Here is a 16,888-nt window from a genome sequence, read left to right as displayed (position 1 = left end):
TAGGACACCAATGCCGGACTTCGGCTGAAATCTGTGCGTAACTCTAGACCCGGCTGCCATAAATCTGAAGTCAGCACATTGCCATCATGCATGGAAAGGCCTGTTAGCCGACTAACGGTCTATCCATCCAGGCCATGCGCATTGCTTCCTTGGCGCGCAGGCACAAAAAAACCCGCATCGCTGCGGGTTTTTCTGTTCAGGCTTAGTTGACCTTGGCGGCCAGCTCGCCCTTGGCGTAACGCTGGAACATCGCTTCCAGGGAGATCGGCTTGATCTTCGAAGCGTTACCCGCGGTGCCGAAGGCTTCGTAACGGGCGATGCAGACGTCGCGCATGGCCTTGACGGTTTCGCCGAAGAACTTGCGTGGGTCGAACTCGCTCGGGTTGGTGGCCATCAGGCGACGCATGGCACCCGTGGAGGCCAGGCGCAGGTCGGTGTCGATGTTGACCTTGCGTACGCCGAACTTGATGCCTTCGACGATTTCTTCAACCGGTACGCCGTAGGTTTCCTTGATGTCGCCGCCGTACTGGTTGATGATCGCCAGCCACTCTTGCGGTACCGAGGACGAACCGTGCATCACCAGGTGGGTGTTGGGGATGCGCTTGTGGATTTCCTTGATGCGGTCGATCGCCAGCACGTCGCCGGTAGGCGGCTTGGTGAACTTGTAGGCACCGTGGCTGGTACCGATGGCGATGGCCAGGGCGTCGACCTGGGTCTTCTTGACGAAGTCGGCGGCTTCTTCCGGATCGGTCAACATCTGGCTGTGATCCAGCACGCCTTCGGCGCCGATACCGTCTTCTTCACCGGCCATGCCGGTTTCCAGCGAACCCAGGCAGCCCAGCTCGCCTTCAACCGAAACGCCGCAGGCGTGAGCCATGGCAACGGTTTGCTGAGTAACGCGAACGTTGTAATCGTAGTCGGTCGGGGTCTTGCCGTCTTCACCCAGCGAACCGTCCATCATTACCGAGCTGAAGCCCAGCTGGATCGAGCGCTGGCAGACGTCAGGGCTGGTGCCGTGGTCCTGGTGCATGCACACCGGAATGTGCGGGAACTCTTCGATGGCCGCCAGGATCAGGTGGCGCAGGAACGGCGCGCCAGCGTATTTGCGGGCACCGGCCGAGGCCTGGACAATCACCGGGGAGTCGGTCTTGTCGGCAGCTTCCATGATGGCGCGCATCTGCTCGAGGTTGTTGACGTTGAAAGCTGGAACGCCGTAGCCGAATTCAGCGGCGTGGTCCAGCATCTGGCGCATGCTAATGAGTGCCATTGTGTATCTCTCTCCCGACAAGCGTCGTTTTTCGTGCAAGCCTGCCGCAGCGGCGGTTGCTATTCAAGTAGTGTGGGCCTTCGAGCGGCCCGGCCAGTCACGGCGCCTTGCAGCCCCGCCCTATCAAATCATCGGTGGCGACCCAGTACACCAGGCCTTCATCACCCTTGCTGTGGAACGCCAGCACTCCATCGCTGTACAACGCACCCGAGCCACTGGGCTCCGGCTTGAGCCGGTAGACCTGGTCGCCGCCACCAAGGCGCACGTCCACATCCTGCTGGCTGCTATCGGCAAAGCGCCAGAGTACTTCAGCCTGGCTGTCACAGACCCAGCGGGTCCAGTTGTCGGTCGGCGCCGGCGCAGGCTTGAGGCTTGCACAACCACCGAGTACTGCCAGGGCCATCAAGGCCACTACCGCTTTCATCCAATATCCTCTAGCAGACCACAAACCGGCCGGTAGGTTGCCCTGAACCGATCAAGGGCACCCCGGGGCCCGGTGCTGATGTTCGTCGTCGTATTTCTCCAGGCCATCCGGGCCCAGCCTTTTGTTGATCACCGGTACCGTCTCGGCCTGCCATTCAGACTGATAACAGCCACCTTTCGGCGCGCCGGGCTTTGGCGTCGCCTGCTCCGGGTTACTGGAGCAAGCGCCGAGCAGCCCGGCCAGGATAATCACAGGCAATTGCTTGACCATCGGGTCGCTCCCTTTGCCAGGCCGAATGGATCAGGCCTTGGCCCGCTGTTCCAGCATTTCAACGGCCGGCAGCACTTTACCTTCTACGAACTCGAGGAATGCACCGCCACCGGTAGAAATGTAGGAGATTTGCTCGGCTACGCCATATTTGTCGATGGCTGCCAGGGTATCGCCACCACCGGCGATGGAGAACGCAGTGCTGTCGGCGATGGCCTGGGCCAGCACCTTGGTGCCGTTGCCGAACTGGTCGAATTCAAACACGCCAACCGGGCCGTTCCACAGGATGGTCTTCGACGACTTCAGCAGCTCGGCGAAGTTGGCTGCGGTTTGCGGGCCAATGTCCAGGATCATGTCGTCTTCGGCAACGTCGGCAACCAGCTTGACGGTCGCTTCAGCGCTTTCAGCGAATTCCTTGGCCACGACTACGTCCACCGGCAGCGGCACGTTGACCTTGGCGGCAATGGCCTTGGCAGTGTCGATCAGGTCTGGCTCGTACAGCGACTTGCCAACCGGGTGACCGGCAGCGGCCAGGAAGGTGTTGGCGATGCCGCCGCCGACGATCAGCAGGTCGCAGATCTGGCTCAGGCTGTTGAGCACGTCCAGCTTGGTCGAGACCTTGGAGCCGGCAACGATGGCCGCCATCGGCTTGGCCGGGGCTTTCAGGGCCTTGCCCAGGGCATCCAGTTCGGCGGCCAGCAGCGGGCCAGCAGCAGCCACCTTGGCGAACTTGGCGACACCGTGAGTCGAGCCTTCAGCGCGGTGAGCGGTACCGAAGGCATCCATCACGAACACGTCGCACAGGGCGGCGTACTTCTGCGCCAGCTCGTCGGCGTTCTTCTTCTCGCCCTTGTTGAAGCGCACGTTCTCGAACAGGACGATGTCACCGGCCTTGATTTCGACACCCTCGAGGTAGTCGGCAACCAGCGGCACGTCGCGGCCCAGGGCCTTGCTCAGGTACTCGGCGACCGGCTTGAGGCTGTTCTCGGCGGAGAATTCGCCTTCGCTCGGGCGGCCCAGGTGCGAGCAGACCATCACGGCCGCGCCCTTTTCCAGGGCCAGCTTGATGGTCGGCAGCGAAGCGAGGATGCGCGCATCGCTGGCAACCACACCGTCCTTCACAGGCACGTTGAGGTCTTCGCGGATCAGTACGCGCTTACCTTGCAGATCGAGGTCGGTCATCTTCAACACGGTCATGAATGCAGTCCTTCAGGGCTGTTTACAAGTGGAGCGGGTTTGATTGACGACGTGCAGAAAGTGATCGGCAACGTCGAGCATACGGTTGGCAAAACCCCATTCGTTGTCGAACCAGGCCAGCAGGTTGACCAGCCGGGGGCCGGAAACGCGGGTCTGGCTGGCATCGACAATCGCCGAATGCGGGTCATGGTTGAAATCACAGCTGGCGTGCGGCAGTTCAGTGTAGGCCAGCAGACCTCGCAGCGGGCCGCTCAGGGCGGCTTCGCGCAGCACCCGGTTGACCTCGGCCGCAGTGGTGTCGCGGGCGGTCTGCAGGGTGATGTCCAGGCACGACACGTTAACGGTCGGCACGCGTACGGCTTTGGCCTGAATTCGCCCGGCAAGTTCCGGCAGCAGCCGTTCGATGCCGCGGGCCAGGCCCGTGGACACCGGGATCACCGACTGGAACGCCGAACGGGTACGGCGCAGGTCTTCGTGGTGATAGGCGTCGATGACCGGCTGGTCGTTCATCGCCGAGTGGATGGTGGTGATCGACACGTACTCCAGGCCAAAGGCCTGGTCCAGCACGCGCAGCAGCGGCACGCCGCAGTTGGTGGTGCAGGAGGCGTTGGAGACCAGCCTCTCGGTGCCATCCAGGCAATCCTGGTTGATCCCGTAGACCACTGTGGCGTCGACATCTGCCTCACTGGCCATGGGTTGGGAGAACAGCACCCGCGGCGCACCGGCGTCGAGAAAACGCTGGGCATCGGCGCGGGTGTTGTAGGCACCGGAACACTCCAGCACCAGATCGACGTCGAGCGCCGCCCAGTCGACCCCTTCCGGGGTGGCACTGCGCAATACTTTCACGCAGTCGCCATTGATATGCAGACAATCGCCGTCGACCTTCACCTCACCGGGGAAACGCCCGTGGGTGGAGTCGAAGCGTGTCAGGTATTCGATACTGGCCTGGTCGGCCAGGTCATTCAGTGCAACGATCTCGAAGCCCGCCTTCGCCCCCCGCTCAAAGAGTGCGCGCAAGACGCAACGACCAATACGGCCGTAGCCGTTGAGTGCAACTTTGTAAGGACGCGTTTGGGGCATGGGATGCTCACGGAACAGAAGCGTTATCTGCAACCTGCGGGAATCGAGTTGACTTCAATCGCTGGCAAGCCAGCTCCCACAGGGATCACCGCAGCCCCTGTGGGAGCTGGCTTGCCAGCGATGAAGCCGACGCCAGTCCCACAGGGAAACGGGATCAGTCTTCCAGCAGCTCTTCAGCAGTACCCAGGATGTTTTCCAGGGTGAAACCGAACTCTTCGAACAAGGCCGACGCAGGTGCCGACTCGCCGTAGGTGGTCATGCCGATGACGCGGCCTTCGAGGCCGACGTACTTGTACCAGAAGTCGGCATGGGCCGCTTCGATGGCGATACGCGCGCCGACTTCCAGCGGCAGCACCGACTGCTTGTAGCCAGCCTCCTGGGCATCGAACACGCTGGTCGACGGCATGGACACCACGCGTACCTTGCGGCCTTGCTCGGTCAGCTTGTCGAAGGCCTGAACCGCCAGGCCGACTTCGGAACCGGTGGCGATCAGGATCAGCTCAGGCTCGCCTGCGCAGTCTTTGAGGACGTAGCCACCGCGGCTGATGTTGGCGATCTGCTCGGCATCACGCTCCTGGTGCTGCAGGTTCTGACGCGAGAAGATCAGCGCCGACGGGCCGTCTTTACGCTCCAGGGCGAACTTCCAGGATACCGCCGACTCGACGGCATCGGCTGGGCGCCAGGTGTCCAGGTTCGGCGTGCTGCGCAGGCTGGTCAGTTGCTCGATCGGCTGGTGGGTCGGACCGTCTTCGCCCAGACCGATGGAGTCGTGGGTGTAGACATGGATGACCCGCTGCTTCATCAGCGCCGACATGCGCACTGCGTTGCGGGCATATTCCATGAACATCAGGAAGGTGGCGCCGTAAGGCACCAGACCGCCGTGCAGGGCAACACCGTTCATGATTGCGGTCATGCCGAACTCGCGCACGCCGTAGAACATGTAGTTGCCGCTGGCGTCTTCGGCGCTGACGCCTTTGCAGCCTTTCCACAGGGTCAGGTTGGAACCGGCCAGGTCAGCCGAACCGCCGAGCAGTTCAGGCAGCAGCGGGCCAAAGGCGTTCAGGGCGTTCTGGCTGGCTTTACGGCTGGCAATGGTTTCGCCCTTGGCCGCGACTTCAGCGATGTAGGCCGCTGCTTTCTCGGCAAAATCAGCCGGTAGGTCACCGCTCAGGCGACGCACCAGTTCGTTGGCAAGCTCAGGGTGAGCCGCGGAGTAGGCCGCGAAACGCTGGTCCCACTCGGCTTCAACGGCCTTGCCGGCTTCCTTGGCGTCCCACTCGGCGTAGATGTCAGCTGGGATTTCGAACGGGCCGTGGTTCCAGTTCAGCGCTTTGCGCGCCAGGGCGATTTCGTCGTTGCCCAGCGGAGCACCGTGGCAATCTTCCTTGCCCTGCTTGTTCGGCGAACCGAAACCGATGATGGTCTTGCAGCAGATCAGGGTCGGCTGCTCGCTCTTGCGCGCGGTATCGATGGCGGTGCGGATCTCGTCGGCGTCATGGCCGTCGACATTGCGGATCACCTGCCAGTTGTAGGCTTCGAAACGCTTCGGGGTGTCATCGGTGAACCAGCCTTCGACTTCGCCGTCGATGGAGATGCCGTTGTCATCGTAGAAGGCGATCAGCTTGCCCAGGCCCAGGGTACCGGCCAGGGAAGCGACTTCGTGGGAAATGCCTTCCATCATGCAACCATCACCCAGGAACACATAGGTGTGGTGGTCGACGATGTTGTGGTTCTTGCGGTTGAACTGGCCAGCCAGGACTTTTTCAGCCAGGGCGAAACCAACGGCGTTGGCCAGGCCCTGACCCAGTGGCCCGGTGGTGGTCTCGACGCCCGGGGTGTAACCGAGCTCCGGGTGGCCCGGGGTACGGCTGTGCAGCTGACGGAAGCTCTTCAGGTCGTCGATCGACAGGTCGTAGCCGGTCAGGTGCAGCAGCGAGTAGATCAGCATCGAACCGTGGCCGTTGGACAGCACGAAGCGGTCACGGTCAGCGAAGCTCGGGTTGGTCGGGTTGTGCTTCAGATAATCACGCCAAAGAACCTCGGCGATATCCGCCATGCCCATAGGGGCACCGGGGTGGCCGCTGTTGGCCTTTTGCACGGCATCCATGCTGAGGGCACGAATGGCGTTGGCACGCTCACGACGGCTGGGCATCGCTTATCTCCTGGGTGTTGAATTAGTTACGAAACGAAAAAAGGCGGCCATTTTCGCCCAGGCACGTACCCGGGGGCAATGACGGATGGTCGATGCAGCATGATTTTCCTGTGAATGAGAGAAGAATCAGGCGTTAACCCGGGCAAACAGCCGGATCGGTCGCACAGCCTGCGACGAATTGCCCCGCCTATCGCGCAATATCAAAACTTTTTGATATTGGCCTTGCGACGTTATCGTTGCCTGACTAGACTGCCGCTCCATGAACCTACCCGTGCCGTCGATCCGCCAAGAGCAAAGCGATGCGCTGGCTGCCCTGTGCAAAGCCGGCGGCGACCCGCTGCGCCTGAACGTATTGCGCGCACTGGCCAGCGATTCGTTCGGCGTGCTGGAACTGGCGCAGATCTTCGCCATTGGCCAGTCGGGCATGAGCCACCACCTCAAGGTGCTGGCCCAGGCCGGATTGGTGGCGACCCGCCGCGAAGGCAATGCGATCTTCTACCGCCGCGCCCTGCCCGACGGCCTCAGCCTCGGTGGCAAGCTGCATGCGGCATTGCTTGAGGAGGTCGACGGGCTGACCCTGGCCGATGATGTCCAGGCCCGTATCGCTCAGGTGCAACAACGTCGGGCGGCCACCAGCCAGGACTTTTTCCTGCGAGTCGAAGAGAAGTTTCGCGCACAGCAGGACTTGATTGCCGGCTTGCCGCAGTACCGCGAAAGCCTGTTGGCCTTGCTCGACAAACTCAGTTTTGAAGCCGGCGCCGATGCCCTTGAAGTGGGCCCCGGCGATGGCGAATTTCTTCCCGAGCTGGCCCGGCGCTTTACCCGGGTCACCGCCCTGGACAACAGCCCGACCATGCTTGACCTGGCCCGCCGGGTCTGCGAGCGCGAAGGTCTGGCTAATGTGAACCTGCAGTTGGCCGATGCACTCAGTGCAACGGATGTGGAAGCCGACTGCGTAGTGCTGAACATGGTCCTGCACCATTTCAGCGCCCCGGCCGAAGCCCTGCGGCAGTTGGCCAACCGTGTGAAACCAGGCGGCAGCCTGTTGGTAACAGAGTTGTGCAGCCATGACCAGAGCTGGGCCAGAGAGGCCTGTGGCGATATCTGGCTGGGCTTCGAGCAGGACGACCTGGCCCGTTGGGCCAGCGCTGCGGGACTGGCTCCCGGGGACAGCCTCTATGTGGGCTTACGTAATGGTTTCCAGATTCAGGTCCGCCATTTTCAGCGACCGGCTGGCGACATCACCATCGGTAAATTTTAGGAACCCGTCGAGATGAGCGAATACTCCCTTTTCACCTCCGAGTCCGTGTCTGAAGGGCATCCGGACAAAATCGCCGACCAGATTTCGGATGCGGTGCTGGACGCCATCATCACCCAGGACAAGTTCGCCCGCGTGGCCTGCGAAACCCTGGTGAAAACCGGCGTAGCGATCATCGCTGGCGAAGTCACCACCTCGGCCTGGGTCGATCTGGAAGACATCGTTCGTAAAGTGATCGTCGACATCGGTTACAACAGTTCCGACGTCGGCTTTGACGGCGCGACCTGCGCGGTCATGAACATCATCGGCAAGCAGTCGGTAGACATCGCCCAGGGCGTTGACCGCAGCAAGCCTGAAGACCAGGGCGCCGGCGATCAGGGCCTGATGTTCGGTTACGCCAGCAACGAGACCGACGTGCTGATGCCAGCACCGATCTGCTTCTCGCACCGTCTGGTCGAGCGCCAGGCCGAAGCGCGCAAGTCCGGCCTGCTGCCGTGGCTGCGCCCGGATGCCAAGTCGCAGGTTACCTGCCGTTACGAAGGCGGCAAGGTAGTCGGTATCGATGCCGTGGTGCTGTCGACCCAGCACAACCCTGAAGTGTCGCAAAAAGACCTGCAGGAAGCGGTGATGGAGCTGATCGTCAAGCACACCCTGCCGGCTGAACTGCTGCACAAGGACACTCAGTTCCACATCAACCCGACCGGCCAGTTCATCATCGGTGGCCCGGTAGGCGACTGCGGCCTGACCGGCCGCAAGATCATCGTCGACAGCTACGGCGGCATGGCCCGTCACGGTGGTGGCGCGTTCTCCGGCAAGGACCCGTCCAAGGTTGACCGTTCTGCCGCCTATGCCGGTCGCTACGTGGCCAAGAACATCGTCGCCGCCGGCCTGGCCGAGCGTTGCGAGATCCAGGTTTCCTACGCCATCGGCGTCGCTCAGCCGACTTCGATCTCGCTGAACACCTTCGGTACCGGCAAGATCTCCGACGACAAGATCGTCCAGCTGGTGCGCGAGTGCTTCGACCTGCGTCCGTACGCAATCACCACCATGCTCGACCTGCTGCACCCGATGTACCAGGAGACTGCTGCCTACGGTCACTTCGGCCGTATCCCGCAACAGAAGACCGTCGGCGACGACACCTTCACCACCTTCACCTGGGAACGCACCGACCGCGTCGACGCCCTGCGCGCCGCTGCCGGTCTGTAAAAGCTGAAGTTGTAAAAAAAGCCCCAGCCGGTCACTCGGCTGGGGCTTTTTTGTAGGAGCGGGCTTGCCCCGCGATGAAGTACGCAACATGACCTGACAGTTGAGGACTGCTAACGCCACCAAACTTTTCTAGGCTATGCATTCCATCACGAGCAAGGATGCTCGCCATGCTGCACAAGTCCCTGTTGTCCCTTCTGCTCTTCTTTTGGCTGCTCCCGGCACACGCGCAGACCTGCCCCGCCTGGACGCCCGTTCAGGCCCGGGCAGAAGTCCGCCAGCTCCAGCAAACCCTTGCCGACTGGGACGACCACTATCATCGCCAGGGGGTCTCGCTGGTCGCTGACGAACTTTATGACCAGAGCCGTACCCGCCTGACGCATCTGCAAAGCTGCTTCCCCTCGCCGACAAAGTCGCAGGGCAACCCGCTGAAAAACGCCGTCGGCCCTCTGCGCCACCCGATTCCCCATACCGGCCTGGGCAAGCTGGCCGACGATGCCGCAGTCAAAGCCTGGCTGCATGACAAGCAAGACCTGTGGATTCAACCCAAGGTCGACGGCGTGGCCGCCACCCTGGTCTATCGCGGCGGCAAGCTGGTGCAACTGATCAGCCGTGGCGATGGCGTCCATGGCCATGACTGGAGCCGGCACATACCGGCTCTGGGCACACTCAACCAGCAGCTACCCGAGCCCCTCGACCTGGTGCTCCAGGGCGAACTGTTCTGGCGCCTGGACGGCCACGTGCAAGCCAACGCCGGCAGCCTCAACGCCCGCGGCAATGTCGCCGGCCTGCTCGCGCGCAAACGCATCAGTGCCGAACAGGGCGCTGTGGTCGGATTGTTTGTCTGGGCCTGGCCGCTGGGGCCGGCCGACCAGCGCGAGCGGCTCAAGGGCTTGAGTGCATTGGGCTTCGAATACAGCGAGCGGTACAGCGAACCCTTGAGCACCTTTGCCGATGCAGCCAGATGGCGTGAGCATTGGTACCGCAGCCCACTACCCTTCGCCAGCGACGGCGTTGTGCTGCGTCAGGGCAAGCGCCCGGACGGCACCCGCTGGCAAGCACGCGACCCATACTGGATAACGGCCTGGAAGTACCCCTTTGCCCAGGCCCTGGCCGAAGTCCGTGGCGTGCAGTTCACTATCGGTCGCACCGGGCGCATCACCCCGGTGCTGCAAATCGAGCCGGTGCAACTGGATGACCGGCAGATCCGCCAGGTCAGCCTCGGTTCCTTTCAGCGCTGGCAGCAGCTGGACATCCGCCCCGGCGACCAGGTTGCCATCAGCCTGGCCGGGCTGACCATCCCGCGCCTGGATGAGGTAGTACTGCGCAGTGTTCAGCGCATGGACCTCGCGGTTCCGGACCCTGCCCGGCACCACCCGCTCAGTTGCTGGCAACCTAGCGATGGCTGCCGCCGCCAGTTCATCGCCCGCCTCAACTGGCTCAGCGGCAAGCAAGGCCTGAACATGCCGCGACTGGGGCCGGGCACCTGGGAAAAACTGATCGACAGTGGTCATGTGCGAGGCCTGGGCGACTGGCTGGACCTGCAGGACGAAGACTTGCAGTCGGTACCTGGACTTGGCGAAAGCAGCCGCCAGCACTTGCTGCATGCCTTCGACCAGGCCCGCCAGCAACCCTTTGCGCGCTGGCTCAGCGCTTTGGGCGTACCGGCCGCAATCCCGTTAAAGCCAACGCTCACCTGGGCAGATCTGCTCCAGCGCGATGCCGAGCAGTGGTTGGCAGAACCAGGCATAGGCCCGGGTCGCAGTGCGCAGTTAGTGGCTTTTTTCCGCTCCCCGGAAGTGCAAATAGTGGCCGAACAATTGCGCAGACACACAATCGAGGGTTTCTAATTTTCCCGGATCAAGGCAGCATCATGGATTCTGCCAAGCCCGCGACAACGGAGCCCCCAATGAAACTGCTTTCCCCGCTTGCCCTGTTCACCGCCTGTTCACTCCTGGCCACGCCCCTGCTGGCTGCCGAACAACAGCCAGGCCTGACCGGTTGCGCAGCCAAGAAGCAAGCCATCAGCGAGCAGATCGAACAGGCTCGCGCCCATGGCAACAGCGATCAGCAAGCCGGTCTGGAAAAGGCGCTGAGCGAAGTGAATGAGCACTGCACCGACGCCGGCCTGCGCAAGGAGCGCGAGCAGAAAGTCCTCGACGCCCGCCACGAAGTGAACCAGCGTACCAAGGACCTGGACAAGGCCATGAAGAAAGGCGATGCCGAGAAGATCAACAAGCGCAAGGACAAGCTGGCCGAGTCCAAGCAGGAGCTGCAGCACGCCCTGGATGAGTTGGAGAAGTAACAGCAGGCGGGAACATTGGGGCTGCTACGCAGCCCATCGTCGGCAAAGCCAACTCCCACAATGTGACTTGCCGTGCACCCTGTGGGAGCTGGCGTTGCCAGCGATGGGGCGCCCCGCGCCCCTTGATCACTCAGTGATTTCGAAACTCGGTATGACAGGCTTTGCACGCCGCCTCGACCTTGTTCATCGGCTCGGTCAGCTGCGCGGCCTTGAGCGGCTGGGCACGGGTCACCGCCACCAGTTCGGCGGTGGTGGCTTCCATCTGCCGTGCCAGGTCCTGGAAGCGCGCCTGCTTCTCCCAGACATCGGTGCGGGCGCTGGTATCATCCTCTTCGCGAACCTGCGGGAAGTGCTTCCACGGTTCACGGGACAGGTTATCGAGCTTGACCGCGCCATCGGCGAACTTCTGCCCGTCGAACGCCAGGCGCCCGCGCAGCATGCCGCCCAGGTCTTCGCTGGTCTTGAGCATCTGTTTGAAGATCGTCTTGCGCTGGCCCAATGGCGAGTTGGGATCGACCCCGCCACAGGCACTCAGGGTCAAACACGCCAGCAGTACCACAGAAAGTCGCTTGAGCATCTTGATCACTTCGGCTCACGGAAAAAGGCGGCCAGTATCCTCGCCTCACCGGCAAAGACCAATACCCTTATTAAAACTACGGTTTGCAAAATACGCTGGAAGCCCCGCAAACCGCCGAGGAACCTCGTTGATGAAACTTCCTTTGCGCCACCTTGGCTGGACCCTGTCAGTGCTGGCCCTGCTGGCCGGCTGCAACGGCAGCGCGCCGGAAAAACCAAAGCCACACCCGCTGGCCACCTATGTCGGCGCTACCTGGAAAGACCTGCCACAGGTCAGCGATAGCGACCTGGTAGCCGGCTTCGAATCCTGGCGCAGTGCCTGCGAGCGACTCAAGCGCGATGCAGTCTGGGCCAACACCTGCACGGCAGCGGCAGCCGTTCCTTCAAGCCCGGCTGAAGTACGCAGTTTTCTCCAGGCGCAGCTGGACGTCTACAGCATGCGTTCGGCCGAGAACAACGCCAATGGCCTGATCACTGGCTACTACGAGCCGGTCTACCCCGGCAGCCTGGCCCAGACCGACAGCGCCAATGTGCCCATCTATGGCGTACCGGACGACATGATCGTTGTAGCCCTGGACAGCGTCTATCCCGAGCTCAAGGGCAAGCGCCTGCGCGGCCGCCTTGAAGGCCGGGTGCTCAAACCCTATGACACCGCAGAAACCATCAATGCCCAGGGCGCCAAGGCACCGGTACTGGCCTGGTTGACCGACCCGATGGACCTGCAGTTCCTGCAGATCCAGGGTTCGGGCCGCATTCAACTGGAAGACGGCCGCCAGCTGCGCATCGGTTACGCCGACCAGAACGGCCACCCCTATCGCCCGATCGGCCGCTGGCTGGTGGAACAGGGGCAGTTGAAAAAAGAAGAAGTGACCATGGGCAGCATCCATGCCTGGGCACAGAGCAACCCTACGCGGGTACCGGAGCTGTTGGCGAGCAATCCCAGCTACGTATTCTTCAGCACTCGCCCGGACAGCAACGAAGGCCCACGAGGCTCGCTCAACGTGCCGCTGACCGCAGGTTACAGCGTAGCCATCGATCGCAAGGTGATTCCGCTGGGGAGTCTGCTGTGGCTGTCCACCACCCGCCCTGACGGGGCCCCGGTAGTGCGCCCGGTCGCCGCCCAGGACACCGGCGGGGCGATCACCGGAGAGGTGCGCGCCGATCTGTTCTGGGGCACCGGCAGTGAAGCTGGCAAGCTGGCCGGTGACATGAAGCAGCAGGGTCAGATTTGGCTGTTGTGGCCCAAGGGCACAGCCCTGCCGGCCGTGCCCCAGGTGCCATGATACGGTTCAGATCGAGACGAAGAAGAACGACGCGATCAGGCCCAGGCCAACGAACCACACCAGCGAACGCAGGGCGGCCCAGTCGGCCAGGTAGCAGATGATGTAGAGCAGGCGGCTGGTGATGTAGAGCACCGCCAGCACGTCCTGGGTCACCTGCTCGGCATTGCCGACGATGTCGGCGATGATCACTGCTGCGGCGAACGCCGGGAAAGCTTCGAAACTGTTCAATTGCGCCGCGTGGGCCCGACGCGGAAAGCCTTCGAGCTTGTCGAGGAAAGCCCGCGGGTCGTGGTTCTGGCGCAGGTTGAAGCGCCCGCTGCCAACCTTGGCGATGCTGGTACACACAATGGGCAGGAACAACGCAATCAGTACACACCAGAAGGCAACGGTCATGGCCAGGTCCTTGTCAGTAGAATTATCAGAGTTTCATGATCAGCATGCCGATCAGCACCAGCGCACAGGCTAAGAGCCTCGGCCCGCCAAAAGGTTCTTTGAGGTAGCGCATGCCGAACAGCACCACCAGGATTACGCTGACCTCGCGCAGCGCCGCGGCCTCGGCCACCGAGCCCAACTGCATGGCCCAGAGCACCAGGGCGTAGCTGAACAACACGCAAAAACCCACCGCCAGCCCCAACCGCCACTGCAGACGCCAGAACAGCATGAACGGCGCGCGTCGGGCCACCCCTGCCAGCAGCGGAAACGGCCAGGCACTGACCAGGGTCAGCCATACAAGATAGTCCAGCGGCTGCGACCACAGGCGGATTGCCTGACCGTCGAGCCAGGTGTAGCAACCGATGCACAGGCCAATCAGTGCCACCACCGGCAGCATCGACCAGGGCAATCGGTCACCGCCGCCGCCCTGCCAGAGCAGACACACCATGCCACAGGGGATCAGCAGGATGCCGATAATCTGCTGGCTGCTCAGGGATTCGCCGGCAAACGTCAGGGTCAGCGCCAGCACCACCAGCGGCGACAAGCCGCGCATCAGCGGGTAGACCAGCCCCAGGTCGCCGACCCGATAGGCTTGAATCAGCAGAAAACGATAGAAGAGTTCAAACAGCGCCGACGCCAGCATCCACGGCCAGACTTCATCCGGCGGCACCTGGACGAACGCCACCATGGCAACGGCAAACACCAGCGCTACCACGTCCATGCTGGCAATCACCAGCAGGCGTTCGCCGCTGAATTTGATCAGGGTGTTCCAGGTCGCGTGCAGCAGCGCGGCGACCAGTACCAGTGAAGTGGCGAGCACGCAAAGGTCCTTGGCAAGACAGGAGAGGTCATCAATGGCCAGCCGCTATATAACCACTTCGGCGCCGGGTGCTGGAAACGAAATCGGCTGAACGCGGTCAACGCATCCAGTCAAAAGTGTGTCCCGAAGCCCTCGGCAGGTCATCAAAGAAATGCCCGAGGTTATCGGGTGTCGACTTGGAAGCCACTACAGGACCTAGGATGCTTGAGCTCGTTGCTGCGTTTATCTGTTTGACCACCCTCCTCACCTATGTAAATTACCGCTTTATCGGCCTGCCCCCGACCATCGGCGTGATGGTGACCGCATTGCTGTTCTCGCTGCTGCTGCAAGGCCTGAGCGTGATCGGTTACCCCGGCCTGGAAGAACGCGTGCAGGGCCTGATGAACCAGATCGATTTCAACGATCTGCTGATGCACTGGATGCTGTCGTTCCTGCTGTTCGCTGGCGCCTTGCATGTAAACCTTGCCGACCTGCGCAGCTATCGCTGGCCGATTGGCCTGCTGGCGACCGTCGGCGTGTTGATCGCCACTGTGGTCATCGGTTTTCTCGCCCACTGGATTTTCGCCCTGTTCGGCTGGCACGTGAGCCTGCTCTACTGCCTGCTGTTCGGTGCCCTGATCTCGCCGACCGACCCGATTGCGGTACTCGGCGCGCTACGTACTGCCAATGCTTCCAAGCCACTGAAGACCACCATCGTCGGTGAGTCGCTGTTCAACGACGGTACCGCCGTTGTGGTGTTCACCGTGCTGCTGGGCATCGCCCAACTCGGCGAAACACCAACGGTGGCTGACACCGCGATCCTGTTCGCCCGCGAAGCCATTGGCGGCATCGTGTTCGGCGGCCTGGTGGGCTACATCACCTACCGCATGATCAAGAGCATCGAGCAGTACCAGGTCGAGGTCATGCTGACCCTGGCACTGGTCATCGGCGGTTCGGCCATGGCCTACGAGCTGCACGTTTCGGCGCCGATCGCCATGGTGGTCGCCGGCCTGATCATCGGCAACCTTGGCCGCAACCTGGCAATGAACGACATGACCCGTCGTTACATGGACGGTTTCTGGGAACTGATCGACGACATGCTCAACGCCCTGCTGTTCGCCCTGATCGGCCTGGAGCTGTTACTGCTGCCGTTCTCGTGGATGCACCTGGCGGCCGCCGGCGTGCTGGCGGTGGCGATCCTGTTGTCGCGCCTGCTGACCGTGGCCCCGGCCATCGTCATGCTGCGCCGCTGGCGCCCGGTGCCGCGTGGCACCGTGCGGGTCCTGACCTGGGGTGGCTTGCGCGGTGGCGTGTCGGTGGCCCTGGCCCTGTCGCTGCCAACCGGTACCGAGCGCGACCTGTTGCTGAGCATTACCTACATCGTGGTGCTGTCGTCGATCCTGTTGCAGGGCCTGACGATCGGGCGGGTGGTGCGTGGGGTTACCGAGCAGCCTTGAGGCCGCTATCGCTGGCAAGCCAGCTTGTGTCTTGAGGTAGGAATAGAATCAGAAGTGAGAGCGGTGAATGGCAAGCTGTACGCCAGTAGTGCTTAAAGCACGTGTGGGAGCAAAGCTGCCATTCACCTCTCCACTCTGGCCCGAGCCCGAACAGTTGATTGAGCGCCTCTCGAATCACAAGCGTGGGCCAAGCCAGAGCGCTCTCACAACTGAGTGTAAGAGGGTTCAGCCATGTTGTCTTCTGTTGGAATCGACACTGCCAAAGCCACTTTGGAAATCTGCATCAAACCTCAGAAAATCCGCTTCGAAGTGGCCAACAACTCCGCAGGCTTCGAGGCGTTGCTTGAGCGTCTGAAGGACTTCAAGATCAGTCGAGTGCTGATCGAAGCGACAGGCGGCTACGAGAAAGATGTGTTGATCGCCCTGGCCTCAGCAGGACTGGAAACCATCTGCATCAACCCAGCCCGTGCCCGGAAATTCGCCGATGCCATGGGTAAAAAAGCCAAAACCGACAAGATCGACGCCGAAGTCCTTGCGGACTTCGCTGCACACCTCAGCGCCCCTCAAGGCCAACCGGTCAGCCCTGAACGCGAAGAGCTGCGAGAGCTGGTGAAGCAGCGCGCCCAATTTGTGCAGAGCCGTGATGACGACAAGCGGCGTCGCCAGCAATGTCGCTCGGCAACAGTGATGGCCCACTTCGATGAGCATATAGAGCAGCTGAAAGTGCTGATCAAACGCCTCGACGAAGAAATTGATCAGGCGATGGTGCAACTGGACGATACCAGGGCGCGTCAGTTATTGGCAGTGACCGGAATCGGTCGAGTAACCGCCGCAAATCTGCTCGCCTCACTGCCTGAACTGGGGCAGTTGGACCGCCGTCAGATCGCCGCTCTGGTGGGCGTAGCGCCTTACAACAACGATAGTGGTAGCCATCGAGGGCACCGCCAGATATGGGGTGGTCGGGCCCATGTAAGGCGAGTGCTGTACATGTCGAGCTGGATCATCATCCGTCACAACACAGAATTTAAAGCACGCTACGAAGCACTTCGGGCACGTGGCAAGTGCGCCAAGGTGGCACTCGTAGCTTGCATGCGGGTGCTGATCGTCAGGCTGAATGCAATGCTGCGGGACAATACCCCTTGGCGAGAGCAAACAGCCTGATCAAGACAGTTGCTCCCACATATCCTG

16 protein-coding genes are annotated in these 16,888 nt (G+C 61.9%); 7 read left to right on the top strand and 9 right to left on the bottom strand.

Annotated elements, in window-relative coordinates; genetic code table 11:
* Positions 1–202 precede the first annotated feature (202 nt).
* The 6 genes from fba to tkt all read right to left on the bottom strand — a co-directional run bounded on the left by fba (position 203) and on the right by tkt (position 6,387).
* Positions 203–1,267, bottom strand: a complete 1,065-nt coding sequence (fba, locus tag LOY45_RS02075) for a class II fructose-bisphosphate aldolase (RefSeq protein ID WP_115089213.1) — start codon at positions 1,265–1,267, stop codon at positions 203–205.
* Between the two features lie 97 nt (positions 1,268–1,364).
* A complete protein-coding gene (locus LOY45_RS02070) occupies positions 1,365–1,691 on the bottom strand; it encodes an MliC family protein (RefSeq protein WP_134064580.1) in 327 nt (108 codons plus the stop codon).
* 51 nt (positions 1,692–1,742) lie between these two features.
* Complete coding sequence (locus tag LOY45_RS02065; protein WP_115089217.1) at positions 1,743–1,961, bottom strand: hypothetical protein; 219 nt, start codon at positions 1,959–1,961, stop codon at positions 1,743–1,745.
* Positions 1,962–1,991: 30 nt separating this feature from the next.
* The gene (locus LOY45_RS02060; protein ID WP_134064582.1) at positions 1,992–3,155 is read right to left on the bottom strand and encodes a phosphoglycerate kinase; all 1,164 of its coding nucleotides are present in this window, start codon (positions 3,153–3,155) and stop codon (positions 1,992–1,994) included.
* Positions 3,156–3,167: 12 nt separating this feature from the next.
* Positions 3,168–4,235 carry an erythrose-4-phosphate dehydrogenase gene (epd, locus tag LOY45_RS02055; protein WP_115089219.1) on the bottom strand — a complete coding sequence of 356 codons (1,068 nt, stop codon included), beginning with the start codon at positions 4,233–4,235 and terminating at the stop codon, positions 3,168–3,170.
* Between the two features lie 154 nt (positions 4,236–4,389).
* A complete protein-coding gene (gene tkt, locus LOY45_RS02050) occupies positions 4,390–6,387 on the bottom strand; it encodes a transketolase (RefSeq protein WP_115089220.1) in 1,998 nt (665 codons plus the stop codon).
* 259 nt (positions 6,388–6,646) lie between these two features.
* On the opposite strand from tkt, the gene LOY45_RS02045 reads away from it, so the two are divergent.
* The 4 genes from LOY45_RS02045 to LOY45_RS02030 all read left to right on the top strand — a co-directional run bounded on the left by LOY45_RS02045 (position 6,647) and on the right by LOY45_RS02030 (position 11,153).
* Positions 6,647–7,648: an ArsR/SmtB family transcription factor gene (locus LOY45_RS02045; RefSeq protein ID WP_258578679.1), complete on the top strand. Its 1,002-nt coding sequence runs from the start codon at positions 6,647–6,649 to the stop codon at positions 7,646–7,648.
* 12 nt (positions 7,649–7,660) lie between these two features.
* On the top strand, positions 7,661–8,851 hold the full coding sequence (gene metK / locus LOY45_RS02040; RefSeq protein WP_038997515.1) for a methionine adenosyltransferase: 1,191 nt from the start codon (positions 7,661–7,663) through the stop codon (positions 8,849–8,851).
* A gap of 167 nt (positions 8,852–9,018) precedes the next feature.
* Positions 9,019–10,698 carry an NAD-dependent DNA ligase LigB gene (gene ligB, locus LOY45_RS02035; RefSeq protein WP_258578678.1) on the top strand — a complete coding sequence of 560 codons (1,680 nt, stop codon included), beginning with the start codon at positions 9,019–9,021 and terminating at the stop codon, positions 10,696–10,698.
* A gap of 59 nt (positions 10,699–10,757) precedes the next feature.
* Positions 10,758–11,153 carry a DUF1090 domain-containing protein gene (locus tag LOY45_RS02030; protein WP_115089223.1) on the top strand — a complete coding sequence of 132 codons (396 nt, stop codon included), beginning with the start codon at positions 10,758–10,760 and terminating at the stop codon, positions 11,151–11,153.
* 130 nt (positions 11,154–11,283) lie between these two features.
* Here LOY45_RS02030 and LOY45_RS02025 read toward each other — a convergent pair whose 3' ends face one another.
* Positions 11,284–11,730, bottom strand: coding sequence for a c-type cytochrome (locus LOY45_RS02025; protein ID WP_115089518.1), 447 nt, complete (start codon positions 11,728–11,730; stop codon positions 11,284–11,286).
* A 130-nt stretch (positions 11,731–11,860) separates the two neighbouring features.
* Here LOY45_RS02025 and mltA point away from each other — a divergent pair, with 130 nt between their 5' ends.
* Positions 11,861–13,012 (top strand): murein transglycosylase A, encoded by a 1,152-nt coding sequence (gene mltA, locus LOY45_RS02020; protein ID WP_115089224.1) that lies wholly within the window; start codon positions 11,861–11,863, stop codon positions 13,010–13,012.
* 6 nt (positions 13,013–13,018) lie between these two features.
* On the opposite strand, the gene LOY45_RS02015 is transcribed toward mltA, so the two are convergent.
* Together LOY45_RS02015 and LOY45_RS02010 are read right to left on the bottom strand one after the other, a co-directional pair.
* On the bottom strand, positions 13,019–13,405 hold the full coding sequence (locus LOY45_RS02015) for an MAPEG family protein (protein WP_115089225.1): 387 nt from the start codon (positions 13,403–13,405) through the stop codon (positions 13,019–13,021).
* A gap of 25 nt (positions 13,406–13,430) precedes the next feature.
* Positions 13,431–14,264 (bottom strand): EamA family transporter, encoded by an 834-nt coding sequence (locus tag LOY45_RS02010; RefSeq protein WP_115089226.1) that lies wholly within the window; start codon positions 14,262–14,264, stop codon positions 13,431–13,433.
* A 200-nt stretch (positions 14,265–14,464) separates the two neighbouring features.
* On the opposite strand from LOY45_RS02010, the gene LOY45_RS02005 reads away from it, so the two are divergent.
* On the top strand, positions 14,465–15,700 hold the full coding sequence (locus tag LOY45_RS02005; protein ID WP_115089227.1) for a cation:proton antiporter: 1,236 nt from the start codon (positions 14,465–14,467) through the stop codon (positions 15,698–15,700).
* Between the two features lie 231 nt (positions 15,701–15,931).
* Positions 15,932–16,861 carry an IS110 family RNA-guided transposase gene (locus LOY45_RS02000; protein ID WP_258578677.1) on the top strand — a complete coding sequence of 310 codons (930 nt, stop codon included), beginning with the start codon at positions 15,932–15,934 and terminating at the stop codon, positions 16,859–16,861.
* The last annotated feature ends 27 nt before the right edge of the window (positions 16,862–16,888 follow it).

It is taken from the genome of Pseudomonas wadenswilerensis (assembly GCF_024749185.1).
Classification (GTDB): domain Bacteria; phylum Pseudomonadota; class Gammaproteobacteria; order Pseudomonadales; family Pseudomonadaceae; genus Aquipseudomonas; species Aquipseudomonas wadenswilerensis.
Note: the sequence above shows the minus strand (reverse complement) of the source record. Positions and strands in the feature narration are given on the sequence as shown.

Bases quoted from the DNA above. Each gene is read 5' to 3' on its own strand.
- fba (WP_115089213.1), bottom strand. From the start codon at position 1,267: ATGGCACTCATTAGCATGCGCCAGATGCTGGACCACGCCGCTGAATTC.
- LOY45_RS02070 (WP_134064580.1), bottom strand. From the start codon at position 1,691: ATGAAAGCGGTAGTGGCCTTGATGGCCCTGGCAGTACTCGGTGGTTGT.
- LOY45_RS02065 (WP_115089217.1), bottom strand. From the start codon at position 1,961: ATGGTCAAGCAATTGCCTGTGATTATCCTGGCCGGGCTGCTCGGCGCT.
- LOY45_RS02060 (WP_134064582.1), bottom strand. From the start codon at position 3,155: ATGACCGTGTTGAAGATGACCGACCTCGATCTGCAAGGTAAGCGCGTA.
- epd (WP_115089219.1), bottom strand. From the start codon at position 4,235: ATGCCCCAAACGCGTCCTTACAAAGTTGCACTCAACGGCTACGGCCGT.
- tkt (WP_115089220.1), bottom strand. From the start codon at position 6,387: ATGCCCAGCCGTCGTGAGCGTGCCAACGCCATTCGTGCCCTCAGCATG.
- LOY45_RS02045 (WP_258578679.1), top strand. From the start codon at position 6,647: ATGAACCTACCCGTGCCGTCGATCCGCCAAGAGCAAAGCGATGCGCTG.
- metK (WP_038997515.1), top strand. From the start codon at position 7,661: ATGAGCGAATACTCCCTTTTCACCTCCGAGTCCGTGTCTGAAGGGCAT.
- ligB (WP_258578678.1), top strand. From the start codon at position 9,019: ATGCTGCACAAGTCCCTGTTGTCCCTTCTGCTCTTCTTTTGGCTGCTC.
- LOY45_RS02030 (WP_115089223.1), top strand. From the start codon at position 10,758: ATGAAACTGCTTTCCCCGCTTGCCCTGTTCACCGCCTGTTCACTCCTG.
- LOY45_RS02025 (WP_115089518.1), bottom strand. From the start codon at position 11,730: ATGCTCAAGCGACTTTCTGTGGTACTGCTGGCGTGTTTGACCCTGAGT.
- mltA (WP_115089224.1), top strand. From the start codon at position 11,861: ATGAAACTTCCTTTGCGCCACCTTGGCTGGACCCTGTCAGTGCTGGCC.
- LOY45_RS02015 (WP_115089225.1), bottom strand. From the start codon at position 13,405: ATGACCGTTGCCTTCTGGTGTGTACTGATTGCGTTGTTCCTGCCCATT.
- LOY45_RS02005 (WP_115089227.1), top strand. From the start codon at position 14,465: ATGCTTGAGCTCGTTGCTGCGTTTATCTGTTTGACCACCCTCCTCACC.
- LOY45_RS02000 (WP_258578677.1), top strand. From the start codon at position 15,932: ATGTTGTCTTCTGTTGGAATCGACACTGCCAAAGCCACTTTGGAAATC.